13 protein-coding genes are annotated in these 14,652 nt (G+C 68.2%); 3 read left to right on the forward strand and 10 right to left on the reverse strand.

Annotated features, from left to right (window positions below):
- Positions 1-150: 150 nt before the first annotated feature.
- Positions 151-1,728, reverse strand: coding sequence for a carboxyl transferase domain-containing protein (locus JW364_RS10890; protein ID WP_137808934.1), 1,578 nt, complete (start codon positions 1,726-1,728; stop codon positions 151-153).
- A 224-nt stretch (positions 1,729-1,952) separates the two neighbouring features.
- Here JW364_RS10890 and JW364_RS10895 point away from each other — a divergent pair, with 224 nt between their 5' ends.
- Positions 1,953-5,525: an indolepyruvate ferredoxin oxidoreductase family protein gene (locus JW364_RS10895; protein WP_205333555.1), complete on the forward strand. Its 3,573-nt coding sequence runs from the start codon at positions 1,953-1,955 to the stop codon at positions 5,523-5,525.
- 100 nt (positions 5,526-5,625) lie between these two features.
- Here the strand turns inward: JW364_RS10895 and JW364_RS10900 are convergent, their stop codons facing one another.
- Together JW364_RS10900 and JW364_RS10905 are read right to left on the reverse strand one after the other, a co-directional pair.
- The gene (locus JW364_RS10900; RefSeq protein WP_205333556.1) at positions 5,626-6,426 is read right to left on the reverse strand and encodes a methyltransferase; all 801 of its coding nucleotides are present in this window, start codon (positions 6,424-6,426) and stop codon (positions 5,626-5,628) included.
- Positions 6,404-7,066 (reverse strand): DUF5336 domain-containing protein, encoded by a 663-nt coding sequence (locus JW364_RS10905; RefSeq protein ID WP_205333557.1) that lies wholly within the window; start codon positions 7,064-7,066, stop codon positions 6,404-6,406. Before JW364_RS10905 ends, JW364_RS10900 begins: the two co-directional genes overlap by 23 nt.
- Positions 7,067-7,292: 226 nt before the next feature.
- Between JW364_RS10905 and JW364_RS10910 the strand changes: the two genes are divergently transcribed.
- Entirely contained in the window at positions 7,293-7,946 is a 654-nt protein-coding gene (locus tag JW364_RS10910) for a TetR/AcrR family transcriptional regulator (protein WP_205333558.1), read from the forward strand.
- Positions 7,947-7,961: 15 nt separating this feature from the next.
- On the opposite strand, the gene JW364_RS10915 is transcribed toward JW364_RS10910, so the two are convergent.
- From JW364_RS10915 to JW364_RS10925, 3 genes are all read right to left on the reverse strand, one after another.
- On the reverse strand, positions 7,962-8,582 hold the full coding sequence (locus JW364_RS10915) for a nitroreductase family protein (protein ID WP_065631790.1): 621 nt from the start codon (positions 8,580-8,582) through the stop codon (positions 7,962-7,964).
- Between the two features lie 74 nt (positions 8,583-8,656).
- Entirely contained in the window at positions 8,657-9,067 is a 411-nt protein-coding gene (locus JW364_RS10920) for an NUDIX hydrolase (RefSeq protein WP_205333559.1), read from the reverse strand.
- A complete protein-coding gene (locus tag JW364_RS10925) occupies positions 9,064-10,536 on the reverse strand; it encodes a carboxyl transferase domain-containing protein (protein ID WP_205333560.1) in 1,473 nt (490 codons plus the stop codon). The genes JW364_RS10920 and JW364_RS10925 overlap by 4 nt, the downstream gene beginning before the upstream one ends.
- 146 nt (positions 10,537-10,682) lie before the next feature.
- On the opposite strand from JW364_RS10925, the gene JW364_RS10930 reads away from it, so the two are divergent.
- Entirely contained in the window at positions 10,683-11,147 is a 465-nt protein-coding gene (locus tag JW364_RS10930; protein WP_205333561.1) for an SRPBCC family protein, read from the forward strand.
- Here the strand turns inward: JW364_RS10930 and JW364_RS10935 are convergent.
- The 4 genes from JW364_RS10935 to sucC form a co-directional block, all read right to left on the reverse strand.
- Positions 11,131-11,643, reverse strand: a complete 513-nt coding sequence (locus JW364_RS10935; protein WP_240198950.1) for an RDD family protein — start codon at positions 11,641-11,643, stop codon at positions 11,131-11,133. The genes JW364_RS10930 and JW364_RS10935 overlap by 17 nt on opposite strands.
- A complete protein-coding gene (locus JW364_RS10940) occupies positions 11,640-12,350 on the reverse strand; it encodes a hypothetical protein (RefSeq protein WP_307814771.1) in 711 nt (236 codons plus the stop codon). Before JW364_RS10940 ends, JW364_RS10935 begins: the two co-directional genes overlap by 4 nt.
- Positions 12,351-12,443: 93 nt before the next feature.
- Positions 12,444-13,346, reverse strand: a complete 903-nt coding sequence (gene sucD, locus JW364_RS10945; protein ID WP_058251543.1) for a succinate--CoA ligase subunit alpha — start codon at positions 13,344-13,346, stop codon at positions 12,444-12,446.
- A 14-nt stretch (positions 13,347-13,360) separates the two neighbouring features.
- Positions 13,361-14,524, reverse strand: coding sequence for an ADP-forming succinate--CoA ligase subunit beta (gene sucC / locus JW364_RS10950; protein ID WP_010843609.1), 1,164 nt, complete (start codon positions 14,522-14,524; stop codon positions 13,361-13,363).
- Positions 14,525-14,652 lie beyond the last annotated feature (128 nt).

Raw genomic sequence — 14,652 nt, forward strand, 5'->3', positions numbered from 1 at the left:
CGGGAGCGCAGCGAGCGGGCCGAATGGGTCTGGCGCCGGGAGCGGAGCGAGCGGGCCGATTGGGTCTGGTACTCACGGTCGGGGTCCTCGGGGTCGGCGGGACGGGGCGGTGGAGATCGGGTTCGGACTCGGCGACGTCGGAATCGATGGTCACATCCGGAAGACGCCGTAGCGCGGATCGGCGAGCGGTGCGTAGCGGGCGGTCTCGAGAGCGAGGCCGAGCAGTGTCCGGGTCTGCGCGGGGTCGACGATGCCGTCGTCCCACAGCCGGGCCGTCGAGTAGTAGGCATCCGACTGTTGTTCGAACTGTTCGCGGATCGGGGCCTTGAACGCTTCCTCGTCCTCGGTGGACCATTCCGCGCCGGATCGCTCGATCTGGTTGCGTCGCACCGTTCCGAGGGTGTCGGCGGCCTGCGGTCCACCCATGACCGAGATGCGGGCGTTGGGCCACATCCAGAGGAATCTGGGCGAGTAGGCGCGTCCGCACATCGAGTAGTTGCCTGCGCCGAAGGAGCCGCCGACCATGACGGTGAACTTGGGCACGCGTGCGCACGCCACGGCGTTGACCATCTTGGCCCCGTTCTTGGCGATGCCACCCTGCTCGTAGGCCTTGCCGACCATGAAGCCGGTGATGTTCTGCAGGAACAGCAACGGGATGCGACGCTGGTCGCACAGTTCGATGAAATGAGCTCCCTTCAGCGCGGATTCGCTGAACAGGACACCGTTGTTGGCGACGATCCCCACCGGGTGACCGTGCAGGTGCGCGAACGCCGTCACCAGACTGGTGCCGTAGTTTGCCTTGAACTCGTTGTATTCTCCTCCGTCGCACAGTATTTCGATGACCGACCGGACGTCGTACGGAGTTCGCGGGTCGGTGGGCACCACGTCGTAGATGTCGGTCTGCGGCCGCACCGGCTCGCGGACCGGGATCGTCTCCCACTGTGGCGCCTCACGGGGCCCGAGGGTCGCGACGATCTCGCGGACCTTGGCGAGCGCCTGCTGGTCGTTGTCGACGAGGTGGTCGGTGACACCGGAGACCGACGAGTGCATCGCACCACCGCCCAGGTCCTCGGCGGAGACATCTTCCCCGGTCGCCGCCTTCACCAGCGGCGGGCCCGCGAGGAAGATGGTGCCCTGATTGCGCACGATCACCGTCTCGTCGCTCATCGCCGGGACGTAGGCCCCGCCGGCGGTCGACGACCCGAGCACCGCGGCGATCTGCGGGATGCCGGCGGCGCTCATGGTCGCCTGATTGAAGAAGATCCGTCCGAAGTGATCCCGGTCGGGGAACACCTCGTCCTGCTGGAGCAACATCGCACCGCCCGAGTCGACGAGGTAGATGCACGGGAGCCGGTTGGCCGCCGCGATCTCCTGCGCACGCAGATGCTTCTTGACCGTGACCGGGTGGTACGTGCCGCCGGAGACCGTGGCGTCGTTGGCGACGATCATGCACTCGCGACCCGCGACACGCCCCACGCCGGCGATGACCCCGGCGGCGGGCACCTTGCCGCCGTACATCCCGAAGGCCGCGAGCGGGGCCACCTCGATGAACGGCGACCCGACGTCGAGCAGCCCGTCGACCCGGTCCCGCGGAAGCAACTTTCCGCGAGCGACGTGGCGATCACGAGCCTTCGCGCCGCCACCGGCGGACACCTCTCGCAGGCGTTCGTCGAGCAGGTCGAGATTGCGCTGGTGTGCGGCCCGGAAGCCGTCGAGCGTGCTGGTCACCGTCGACCCTTCAGTTAGTGGCTATTAACTGAAAGTGATCGTACGCGATCAAGTGGCCCATGTCACGCCCCGGTTCATCCACCGCGTCGACATGACGTACGTGACGCGCATCACGTCTTCTCGTACTGTTGTGGCAGGCCCACCACCCCCGGGCCGACACAACCGATGCGCCGACACCCCGGAACCCCGGACCGGCCACCGCACATAGAAGGCCAGGTGACCCCATGACCCTCGCAGACGACCGCGCTCGCTCCGAGCACGTCCCGACCCCCGGCACGCCGCCCGAGACGGCAGCCACCGGGTTCTCGCTCGACGACCGCTACACCCGCGAGTCCGGTGACATCTACCTCACCGGCATCCAGGCCCTGGTACGCATGGTCCGCGACCGCGCTCGCGTCGACCGCCGTTCCGGCCTTCGGACCGCCTCGTTCATCTCCGGCTACGAGGGCTCTCCCCTCGCCGGTTACGATCTCGAACTCGCCCGACGGCACGAGCATCTCGCCCCGTACGACGTCATCCACCGGCCCGGTCTCAACGAAGAGCTCGCCGCGACCTCGGTGATGGGTTCACAGCTCGCCGCACAGGTCATCGGCGGTGCCGAATTGACGCCGTCCGCGGACGGACTCCCCCGCGACGGCGTCGTCGGATACTGGTACGGCAAGGCGCCCGGTCTCGACCGCGCGACGGACGCCCTGCGGCACGCGAACCTCATCGGAACCCATTCCGCCGGTGGCGCGGTCGCGCTCGTCGGTGACGACCCGGGCGCGAAATCCTCGACGGTCCCGTGCGCGTCGGAGATGGCGCTGGCCGACCTCTACATCCCGATCCTCTATCCGGCCGATTCCCAGGACATCCTGGATCTCGGTGTCCATGCGGCGCTCATGAGTCGCACCAGCGGGGTCTGGACCTCGCTCAAGATCTCCGCGCACGTCGCGGACGGCGCGTCGACCGCACGCGTCGACCCGGACCGCATAGTGCCCGTCTACGGCGACCTCGGGACGAGCCCCCACGTGCCCAGCGGACGACTGCTCGGCGCCCATCTCATGGAACTCGAACAGAATCAGCTGACCACCCGGCTCCCGCGTGCGCAGGAGTACGCACGGCTCAACGGCCTCAACCGGATCGTGGTCTCGAGTCCCGACGACCGCATCGGCATCGTCGCCGCGGGAAAGACCTACCTCGATCTCCGGGAAGCACTGCGACTGATGCGGATCGACGACGAGGATCTGCGCCGGCTCGGAATCCGCATCCTCAAGCTCGGCATGGTCTACCCGATCGAGCGAGAGATCCTGGATCGCTTCATGTTCGACACCGCCACCGGCGATCTCGACGTGGTCATCGTGGTCGAGGAGAAGCGCGACTTCATCGAGACGATGATGCGCGACATCCTGTTCCGCCACCCGCGGGCCCCGCGCATCGTGGGGAAGGTGCATGAAGACGGATCGACCTTGTTCTCCCGCTTCGGCGAACTCGACGTCGACGCGGTGACCCGAGGACTCGCCGACCGTCTCGCCCGCCACGGGGTCGACGCCGCGCGGATCTGGCTCGACCGCAAAGCCGCTCGCCGCACCCGCATCGAACTCCCGTTGGCGGTGCGCACGCCGTACTTCTGCTCCGGCTGCCCCCACAACAGTTCGACGAAGGTCGCCGAGAACACCCTGGTCGGCGCCGGCATCGGTTGTCACGCGATGGTGTTGCTGATGGATCCCCGGCAGGTCGGCGACATCGCCGGGGTCACCCAGATGGGCGGCGAGGGCGCGCAGTGGATCGGCATGGCCCCGTTCGTGTCCGCGGACCACTTCGTGCAGAACATCGGCGACGGAACCTTCTCGCACTCGGGGTCGCTGGCGTTGCGGGCCGCCGTGGCGTCGGGCGCGAACATAACCTACAAGCTGCTCTACAACGGCACCGTCGCGATGACCGGTGGACAGGATCCGGTGGGCGGGATGACCCTGCCGCGGTTGACGTCACTGTTGCTCGACGAAGGCGTCAGCCGGGTCGTGGTCACCTCCGACGACCCGAAACACGTTCGTACGCTGGGACTCCCCGACACCGTCGAGGTTCGCCACCGCGATGACCTGCTCGAGGTACAGACCGAACTCGCGGGCGTCGCGGGCGTCTCGGTGCTCGTCCACGATCAGCACTGCGCCGCCGAGAAGCGCCGCAAGCGCAAGCGCGGCGCCATGCCCACCCCCACTCGTCGCGTCCTGATCAACGAACGCATCTGCGAGGGGTGCGGCGACTGCGGCGAGAAGTCGAACTGCCTCTCGGTGCACCCGGTCCAGACCGAGTTCGGACGCAAGACGCGCATCGACCAGAGTTCGTGCAACCTCGACCTCTCCTGCCTCAAGGGCGACTGCCCGTCGTTCGTCACGGTCACCCCGGGCACCGACCGCATCCGCACGCGCGCAGCCGATCTGGCGGACACCGTGTTGCCGATGCCCGCGGTCCCCGCCATCCGCGACACCTTCTCCCTGCGCATCACGGGTATCGGCGGTACCGGCGTGGTGACCGTGTCCCAGGTCCTGGCCACCGCTGCCGTCCTCGACGGCCACTCGGCCCGGACCGTCGACATGACCGGGCTCGCGCAGAAGGGCGGCGCCGTGGTCAGCGACATCAAGGTGGCCCCGCATCCGCTGGAGCAGGCGGCGAAGGTGGCGTCCGAGGACTGCGACCTGTACCTCGTGTGCGACCCGCTGGTCGGTACCGACCCGGTCAACCTCAAGGTCACCGCTCCCGAGAAGACGGTCGCGATCGTCTCGACCACCCAGGTGCCGACCGGGTTGATGGTCATCGACACCTCGGTCGGGTTCCCGGCGGACTCCGCCGTCCACTCCGCGGTCGACTCCCGGGTCGCGCGGACTGTGTACCTCGATTCGGGAGCGGTGTCGACAGCCTTGTTCGGCGACGAGCAGTACGCCAACATGCTGATGGTCGGTGCTGCGTATCAAGCCGGGGCGCTGGCCATCTCGGCGGAATCCATCGAGCGGGCGATCGAGCTCAACGGCGTGGCCGTGGATGCGAACGTCCAGGCGTTCCGGCGCGGGCGGCAGGTCGTGGCCGATCCCGACTCCGTGTCCGGCACCATCGACGGACTGCACGGTCGCGGGGTCGCCGAGATCGAACCGAGCCGCCACGCCCTCGAGGTGGTCAGCGCGCTCGGGGATATCGACGCCGACCTCCGGCGCACCATCGCGATCCGGTACGACGAGCTGACCGCCCACTCCGACGAGAAATACGCGCGAACCTACCTCGACACGGTCGACCGCGTACGACGCGTCGCATCCGACCCCTCGCTCACCGCCGCCGTCGCCCGGAACCTGTTCAAGCTGATGGCCTACAAGGACGAGTACGAGGTCGCCCGGCTCACGCAGGACCCGGCGTTCGCCGCGCGCATCGCCGACGAGTTCGGCGCCGACGCCGAGGTCGCGGTGCGGCTCCATCCGCCGACCCTGCGGAGTATGGGGATGCGCGAGAAGCTGGCGCTGGGATCGTGGGCCGACACCCCGCTGACCGCGCTCGCGAAGATGAAGCGTCTCCGGGGAACGCGACTGGACCCGTTCGGCCGCAGCGAGATCCGTCGCACCGAACGTGCGCTGGTCATCGAATACCGGGAACTCGTCGACGCCGTGCTCGATGCGCTCGCCAGTGGTCGCATCGGCGCGGACCGACTACCCGCGGTCGTCGACCTCGCGGAACTACCGGACATGGTCCGGGGTTACGAGGGGATCAAGATGGCCAACGTCGAGCGCTACCGGGAAGCGGTCGCACGGCAGCGGGAGGTGCTGGGGATCTGAGGCTTTCGAGCTAGCGCAACTGAAAACCGCCCGTTACAGCGCACCCGACGCCCATGAGGCGCGCGTCGGGCCACCGCTGGAGGGTGGTTTCCATCCGGCCTCAGCGTGCCCGCCGAAGACGCGCCACGGCGGTCTGGCCGTCGTCGCCCGCGACGACCTCGCACTCGTAGTGCGCTCTGGTCGGCGGGGCGACGGCGACCAGGTCGTACTGGGCGGTGTTCATCTCGATCAGCAACTCGCCACCGACGGCAAGCCATCTCCGGGCGTCGGCGATCAACGCCGTGACGTGGTCGAGGCCGTCCCGGCCGCCGAGCAGCGCGCCGCGCGGTTCGTGATCCCGCGCCTCCGGCGCCAGCAGTCCGAGCGCAGACTCGGGCACGTAGGGAGGTACTGCGGCGATCACGTCCAGGCGGCCGCGTAGTGCTGGCGGCAGCGGGACGAGCCCGGCACCGAGGTGAATCCCGGTCCCGCCCGGCAGGTTTCGGCGCGCGAAGCCGAGCGCGGTGGCGTCGGCATCGACGACATGCAGTTCGGCGCCGGGCACCGCGGCCGCAACACTCGCGGCGATGGGTGCGACACCACAGAACGCCTCGAGTACGGTCGGCGACCGGCACGCATCTGCTGCGGCGATCGCGGTGCGCGCCAACAACAGGGAACGCTGCCGCGGCACGAAGACGCCCGTGCCCACGGACAACCGCAACTCGCCGAACTGCACCCATCCCACCAGATGCTCGATCGGCTCGCCGGCCACGCGTCGGGCACAGAGCGCGTCGAGTTCGGTTGCGCTGGTGGTGTGTTCGCGAAGCAGCGCGGCTTCTTCGTCGGCGAAGACACATCCCGCACGACGCAGGAGGCGAACGATCGGATCGTCGGGGCCGTCATCCCCGGTTGGGCGAGTCATCCTTCTTCAGACCGTACAAGAACGCCGCTGCCATGAGCAGCGCCACCTGCAGGAATCCCAGGATCAGCCCGACGATCGCACCGGCACCGAGGTCGAGGAACGGCGGCGTGATCAGTGCCGCGGCGAACAGGGCCAGCCACGCGGCGACTCCGACGACCGCGAGGAACGGCAGCGCCTTGCGATAGCTCGGAACCAGCACGAACGTCGCCGCGATGCCGACGACCCCGAGCAGGATGAAGAACTTGCCGGGGTTCAGGACGATCTCGTAGGAGAAGTACGCGGGTATGCCGCCCTGCCCTTCCTCGAAATCCGTTCCCCAACGGTTGAGTTCCTCCTCGGCACCGACCCCGACCGAGATCCACCCGAGGAAGCCCATGAAGTACGTGACCACCCCCGCGACCGCGGAGGCCAGCGCGAAGATCACCGACAGGTCGGCACGTGGCCCGCGGGCCGGCTGTCCCCAACCGGGAGGCGGGTACGGCGCGCCGGTGGTCCACTGTTGACCGGGAAGACTCCCGGTGCCGGGATGCTGGACGTGGGCCGTCTGATCCTGGTTGCCGGCGAAGCCCCCGGTCTGCGGCGGGCCCTGCGGAACGCCTGACCACTGACCGCCGGGGTGCTGTGGTTCGCCTGGGTTCACGGTCGGCTCCTCGTCGCTGCTGCGGGACTCGGCCCGCCGCCCTTTCGGACTGTTCTGCGCCCGCCGTCCGGCGCGCGATCATGCGCAAGACTAAGCCCTGCCCGGCCCCTGAAGCAGCGGCCCGCACAGTTTTCATTCGACCGGGTCACCCACACCGGGATCCGCGCGTCGACGACGGCCGCGCTGCATCTCGTCCGCACGCGTGAACGCGTAGAGTTCGGGATCGATGTCCGCGACGCACGAACCGCGCGAGGACGAATCGGAGATCACGAATCGTCCGCCGACGCGCCGAACCCAGGCCAAGGCGGCCCGTCGTGCGGAATTGCTGTCCGCCGCCGCCCACCAGATGGCCGAGCGCGGATTCGCCGGCGTGCGACTGGAGGACATCGGACGAGCGGTCGGGGTGAGCGGCCCGGCGATGTACCGCCACTTCTCCTCCAAGACCGAGTTGCTCGACGAGATGCTCATCGACATCAGTCAGCGACTGCACGACGGCGGTGCCGCGGTCGCCGACCGCGGCGGTTCGCCGTCGGAAACGCTGGTCGCGCTCATCGGCTTTCACATCGACGTACTCGTCACCCGTCCCGACCTCATCACGGTGCAGGATCGGGACCTGCCGTCGATGACCCCGGACGCCAACCACCGGGTCCGGCTGTTGCAGCGCCGCTACGTGGAGCGGTGGGTGGATGTGCTCCTCGCGGTGACCGACGAGAACGGGGGCACGCTCGACCGCGACGAAGCCCGCGTGCGCGTGCACGCGATGTTCGGGTTGCTCAACTCCTCGCCGCGCCTGCCCGACTTCGACCAGCACGGACTGCGCCGCCTCCTCACCGCGATGGCGTTGGCGGCACTGCGGTGTGAGGTGCCGGATCAGCCGTGACCCGGCACCCCGCACTCACCAACCGTCGATGTGGAGTACCGAGTCGAGGGGCTTGCGCGGCGCAGGCTTGAAATCGGTGCCCTTGCTGTAGGCCACCGGCAGCAACACGCCCTGATGGATGTTGGCCGGGATTCCGAGAAGCTCGGCGACCTCCTTCTCGTAGTTGAGATGGAGGGTCGTCCACGCCGACCCGAGGCCGCGGGCACGCAACGCCAGCTGCAGGCTCCAGGCGCCCGGCAGCAACGAGCCCCAGACACCGGCCTGGTTACCAGCCGGCAGGTCACCGCCGGTGTAGATGGCGCCGATGACCAGCACCGGAACCTGCCCCATCGTGTCGGCGAGGTACTGGGCACTGGACGCGACGCGCTTACCGGTCTCGTCCCGCGGAGCCTGGCCGGTGTAGTACTTGGCGAACGACTGTGCGTAGTAATCCGCGACCTTCTGCTTCAGGTCGGGATCGGTGAGCACGATCCAGTGCCAGGTCTGGCTGTTGCTGCCGGTCGGCGCCTGCAACGCGACCTCGAGCGCCTCCTTGACCACGTCGAGCGGCACGGGACGCTCGAAGTCGAGACGCTTGCGCACCGAGCGGGTGGTGGTGAGGAGTTGGTCAGGGTCCAGGGGCAGTAGATCGGTCATGTCTCCATCCTGCACAAAACCACTTCTGTGCACCACGTCGACCCCGCTGCGCCGGGACCGTCACCGACGACCCGTCAGGGCGACTCCGGCGGTAACACACCGGCCTGCTCCAGGTACTCCACCAACCGGTTCGTGACCTTCGCCCGACGGACCTCGGCCGGTGTGAAGTACGCCGCGTCGGCGGCGTCGTCACCTGGACGCAGTTCCCCAGAACGTATCTCGGCTCGGAAGTCGTGCACCTCGTACACCCGTCCGTCGCCGACCGGGATCTCGAGTCGGATGGCCGGTTCGCCGACCGTCACCCGCAATCCGGTTTCCTCCTCGACCTCGCGGACCACCGCCTGCTCCAGCGACTCCCCGGGTTCGACCCGGCCGCCGGGGAGGCTCCAGTGTCCGGCGGACGGTTCGTTTCGCCTCAGGATCAACAGGATTCGCCCTGACTGGTCGGTGATGAGCGCCCCGACGGCGACGATCCGGTCGGTCATCGAGCGTCCGCCGCCGGCACGCGCGTCCGTGCCTCGTCGTCCGGAACCGGCGATCCCGCGAGGTACCGGCCGATCCAGTCGCGGATCGCCGACAGCGCTTCGTCGTCCGATCCGGCGTCGACGACGTGGTCGATCATGCCCTGCGCGGCCATGCGCCCGGCGAGAATGCCCTGCCGCGAGGCCATCTCACCGGCATGGCCGAGATCACGGTGCACGATGAGACTCGCTCCCTCGGGCGGCAACGGCGAGAGCCAGGCGTCGGCGCGCGCGACCCGGACGTCGGCGGGGAACAGCGCGAGCGCGGCGCCGCCCGCACCCTGCCCGAGGAGGACCGAGACCGTCGGCACGCGCACACTGAGCAATTCGACTGTGCAGCGCGCTATCTGCGCGGCGAGGCCACCCTCCTCGGCGACGACCGACAGTTCCGCGCCCGGGGTGTCGATCACGGTGACCACCGGGAGTCCGAGGTCGCCGGCCGCCATGATCGCCCGCCGCGCCTCGCGCAGATGTCGCGGCCCCGGGAGGTCGCCCGCCGCCTGTGACGTCCGGTCGTAGCCGACGACCAACGCGACCCGACCGTCGAAGTCGCTGAGCGAGAAGCGCAGTGGCCCGGCATCCGACAGTGGCGCCGAATCCCCGCCGGCCAGGAACTCGACCAGGCCCGCGCGTCCGGCCTCGCGGGTGGCGAGCACACAGGCCCAGGTGTCCTCCGGCTCCCCCGACTGCGTGCGCTGCGGACGTACCGTCACCGAGTCGTCCGACGACGGCCGGTCACGCGCGTCGAGCAGTCGCAGCACCGCGGCGAGGCGGGCCGGCAGATCGACGGGATCGACCACGTCGTCGACAACCGTTGTGCGTACCAGATTCTCCGCGGTCTGGACATCGGCCGGAAAGGGCTCCCCGTACAGGCCTTCGTAGACGCGCGGCCCGAGAAAACCGATGAGCGCTCCGGGTTCCGCCCAGGTGATGTGGCCGAGCGAACCCCACGACGCGAATACCCCGCCCGTGGTCGGATGACGCAGGTACACCAGGTAGGGCAGGCCGGCGGCCTTGTGGTCGGTCACGGCACCCGTGATGGCGACCATCTGCAGGAACGCCGCGGTCCCCTCCTGCATCCGGGTGCCTCCGGAGGCGGGAAACGCCAGCAGCGGAAGTCGTTCGCGTGTCGCGCGTCGGACCGCTGCGACGATCCGGGCCCCCGCATCGCGCCCGATCGACCCGCCGAGGAACTCGAACTCCCCCAGCACGATCGCCACTCGCCGGCCGCCGATCGCGCCGGCGCCGGTGGTGACCGATTCGTCCGAACCGCTCTTTCGGCGTGCCCGGCCGAGCTCGATGGCATAGGTGTCGTCCGCGCCATCGGACGTCGTGGCCGGCTCACCGACCGGCGCATCCCACGGTTCCCACGTACCGTCGTCGACGATCATCACGCGCAGGTCTGTTGCCGTCAGCCGTGCCCGCTCACCCATGCCTCACACCGTATCCCGCCGCGGCCGGGTGGCTCCGGCCTGACGTCGACAATCTCCGCGACGCCCCGACGCGATGATTTCCGTCGGCGCCCGGTGTCATACTCTCGTCAGCCTTTCCGTTCCGACCGACCCACCCGGGGGCCCTCATGTCCGACACGTTCCGCATCGTCCGATCCATCACCGTCGACGCACCGCCCAGTGCGGTGCTCCCGTACCTGACCGACTTTCACCAGTGGGTCCACTGGTCCCCCTGGGAGGACGTCGATCCGGACCTGTCCCGGGAGTACTCCGGCGCGGAGTCCGGTGTCGGGGCGAAATACGCCTGGTCGGGAAACAAGAAGGCCGGACGCGGCGCCATGGAGATCATCCGCATCGACGAGCCGCGTGAGGTCGAGGTGCGCCTCGACTTCGAGAAGCCGATGAAGGCCACCAACACCGTCACCTTCGAACTCACTCCGCAGGGTCAGGCGACGCGGGTGTCGTGGACGATGGTCGGCCGGCAGACGATCTTCAGTCGCGTCGCCGGTGTCTTCGGCATCTTCGACAAGCTGTTGGGCAAGGACTTCGAGAAGGGGCTGGGCCGGCTCAAGGCGGTCACCGAGAGTAGATGACCCGCGTGCGGAGGAGGATGTCGGCGATCGACCGCCGACGCCGGTCGACCATCACCCACACCAGCCCGATCGCGAAGAACGTGCAGAGCAGTGCCCGCAGGACCGCGATGGTCGGCCGGATGCGCGCCCCCTCCGAATTGACCACGCGCAAGCCCATCACGACCGCGCCGAGGGTGCGTCCGGACACCTCCCAGCACGTCGCGAGGTAGAGCACCGCCACCAGCACGAAGCCGGCCGTCGTGAAGATGAGATCCACCTGGGGCAGCGAGAATTCGCTGACCGCGAGGACGAACTTCATCAGGGACAGGCCCGCGTAGGCGGCGCCGAGGATCGTCCACACGACGAGCAGGTCGAGGAACGAGGCGATCCCCCGGCTGACGATGCCCGCGTTCTTGTCCCGGTCCTGCACCGCATGGGCCTTGTGCACGGGCGGCAGACCGGGCGTCGTCGGGGACGAGTTCTGCAGCGGCTCTGTCGGTTTCGGTTCCGCGGTCATCGTGGCCCCTCCTCATCGGGAGCTGCCTCGATGGCCGCGGCACCGCGGCGACGCAAGAATCGGTTGACCGCGTTGGCCACCGCGTCGTCGGCACGTTCGCTGGTGCTGCGCACGTCGGTCATCACATCGGCGGTCACCGACGTGCTCGCCTCCCGGATGATGTCGGGGAGGTCGACACCGTCGATGATCTCTTCGGCGAGTCCGATCAGGTCGACGCGCCCGAGGATGGCGTCGATGTCGATCCGGGCCGCGATCGCGTCGATGTCGATCCGGGTGGCGACGGAGTCGAGATCGACCTTGCCGATCACCCTGTCGAGGTCCACCAGATCGATCGCCGCCATCAGATCCACCTGTGCGACAGCCCGATCGAGATCGACCGTGGTGATCACCTCGTCGATGTCGATGAGTGCAAGGACCTCGCTGATGAGTCGTTTCAGGTCGACGTGGGTGAGGACGAGGTCGGTGAGGTCGACCTCCTCGACCAATGCGTCGACGACCTCACGGATGACGACTCCCAGAACGGCTCGCGTCGTCGAGACCACCACGGTGACAGCGGTGTCGGCGGCCTCGGCCAGCCGCGCACGGACGGACCCGACGACCCCGCCCGCGAGGGGTAGACGTTCCGCGACGTCGACCACCACCCCGGCGAACCGCATCGACTCCCCTGCCAGCTGGGAGATCGCGCCGCGTCGCGCCGGGGAGTTCACCGACGAATTATCGCACGCGCCGATCCGGTCGGTCGGCCCACGAAAAAACCCGAGCGGGCAGACCCGCTCGGGTTCTTCGGTTCTCGCGACTTCTTACAGTGCCTCGTAGAGCTCCCGCGCCAGCGCGGCGGTCTCGGACGGCGTCTTGCCGACCTTGACGCCCGCAGCCTCGAGGGCTTCCTTCTTGCCCTGCGCGGTGCCCGCACCGCCGGAGACGATGGCGCCGGCATGGCCCATGGTCTTGCCCTCGGGGGCGGTGAAGCCCGCGACATAGCCGACGACCGGCTTGGTCACGTTGGCCTTGATGTATTCGCCTGCCTTCTCCTCGGCGTCGCCGCCGATCTCACCGATCATCACGATCAGCTTGGTCTCGGGATCCTTCTCGAACGCCTCGATGGCGTCGATGTGGGTGGTGCCGATGACCGGGTCGCCGCCGATGCCGATGGCGGTCGAGAAGCCGAGATCGCGCAGCTCGTACATCATCTGGTAGGTCAGGGTGCCCGACTTGGAGACCAGACCGATCGGACCCTTGCCGGTGATGTTGTTCGGCGTGATGCCCACCAGCGCCTCACCCGGGGTGATGATGCCGGGACAGTTGGGGCCGATGATGCGGGTCTTCTCACCCTTCTCCACGTTGTAGGCCCACGCGTAGGCGGAGTCCTGCACCGGAATGCCCTCGGTGATGACCACGAGCAGCGGGATCTCCGCGTCGATGGCCTCGATGATGGCGTCCTTGGAGAACTTCGGCGGCACGAAGGCGATCGAGGTGTCGGCCCCGGTCTCCTTCATGGCCTCGGCGACCGATGCGAACACCGGCAGCTCGACGTTGTTGCCGTCGGCGTCGACGTGCGACACGGTGGTGCCGGCCTTGCGCGCGTTGACACCGCCGACGATGTTGGTGCCGGCCTTGAGCATCAAAGCGGTGTGCTTGGTGCCCTCACCGCCGGTGATGCCCTGGACGATTACCTTGTTGTCTTTGTTCAGAAAGATCGACATATTCCGTGGCTCCCTTACTTGCTCGCCAGCTCGGCGGCCTTGTCGGCGCCCGAGTCCATGGTTTCGGCGAGCGTGACCAACGGGTGGTTCGCATCGGCCAGGATCTTGCGGCCTTCGTCGACCTTGTTGCCGTCGAGGCGGACGACCAGCGGCTTGTTGGCGTCGGACCCCAGCTTCTCGAGAGCACCGACGATGCCGTTGGCGACGGCGTCACATGCGGTGATGCCACCGAAGACGTTGACGAAGACGCTCTTGACCTGCTCGTCGCCGAGGATGACGTCGAGGCCGGCAGCCATGACCTCGGCCGAGGCGCCGCCGCCGATGTCGAGGAAGTTCGCGGGCTTCACGTTGTTGTGCTTCTCACCGGCGTAGGCGACCACGTCGAGGGTCGACATGACCAGGCCCGCGCCGTTGCCGATGATGCCGACCTCGCCGTCGAGCTTGACGTAGTTGAGGTCGTTCTCCTTGGCCTTGAGCTCCAGGGGATCGGTGGCGTCGCGATCCTCGAACTCCTCGTGGCCGGGCTGACGGAAGTCGGCGTTGGCGTCGAGGGTGACCTTGCCGTCGAGGGCGAGGATCTGATCGTCCGGAGTGCGGACGAGCGGGTTGACCTCGACCAGGGTGGCATCTTCCTTGACGAAGACCTCCCAGAGCTTCGCGATGGTGACCGCTGCGGCGTCGAGCACCTCGGCAGGCAGATGGCCCTGCTCGGCGATCGAGCGCGCGGTTTCCAGATCGACACCCTTCACGGCGTCGACGGCGACCCGCGCGAGGCGCTCGGGCTTGGTCGCTGCGACCTCTTCGATCTCCATACCGCCCTCGACCGAGCACATGGCCAGGTAGGAGCGGTTGGTGCGATCGAGCAGGAAGGAGATGTAGTACTCCTCTGCGATGTCGCTGGCCTCGGCGACCAGCAGCTTCTTGACGACGTGGCCCTTGATGTCGAGGCCAAGGATGTTGGAAGCGTGGGACTGCGCGTCGTCCGGGGTCGCGGCGTACTTGACGCCGCCTGCCTTGCCACGCCCGCCGGTCTTGACCTGCGCCTTGATCATCACGGGCTTGCCGATTTCCTCGGCGATCGCCCGCGCATCGGCGGCATCATCGGTCACCCGACCGGGTGTGGTGGGAACCCCGTGCTTGGCGAACAGTTCCTTCGCCTGGTATTCGAAGAGATCCATTCAGCTCACCATCTCGTAGATTTGCCCGCGCAAGGGTGTAATGCGGGCCATATCGGACTTTAAACCTGTCGGGAATCGCCACCCCGCGCGCACCCTACGCTTGTGCGACAGATCACTCGCTCGGTCGG

The organism is Gordonia sp. BP-119, assembly GCF_016924115.1.
Taxonomy (GTDB): domain Bacteria; phylum Actinomycetota; class Actinomycetes; order Mycobacteriales; family Mycobacteriaceae; genus Gordonia; species Gordonia hongkongensis.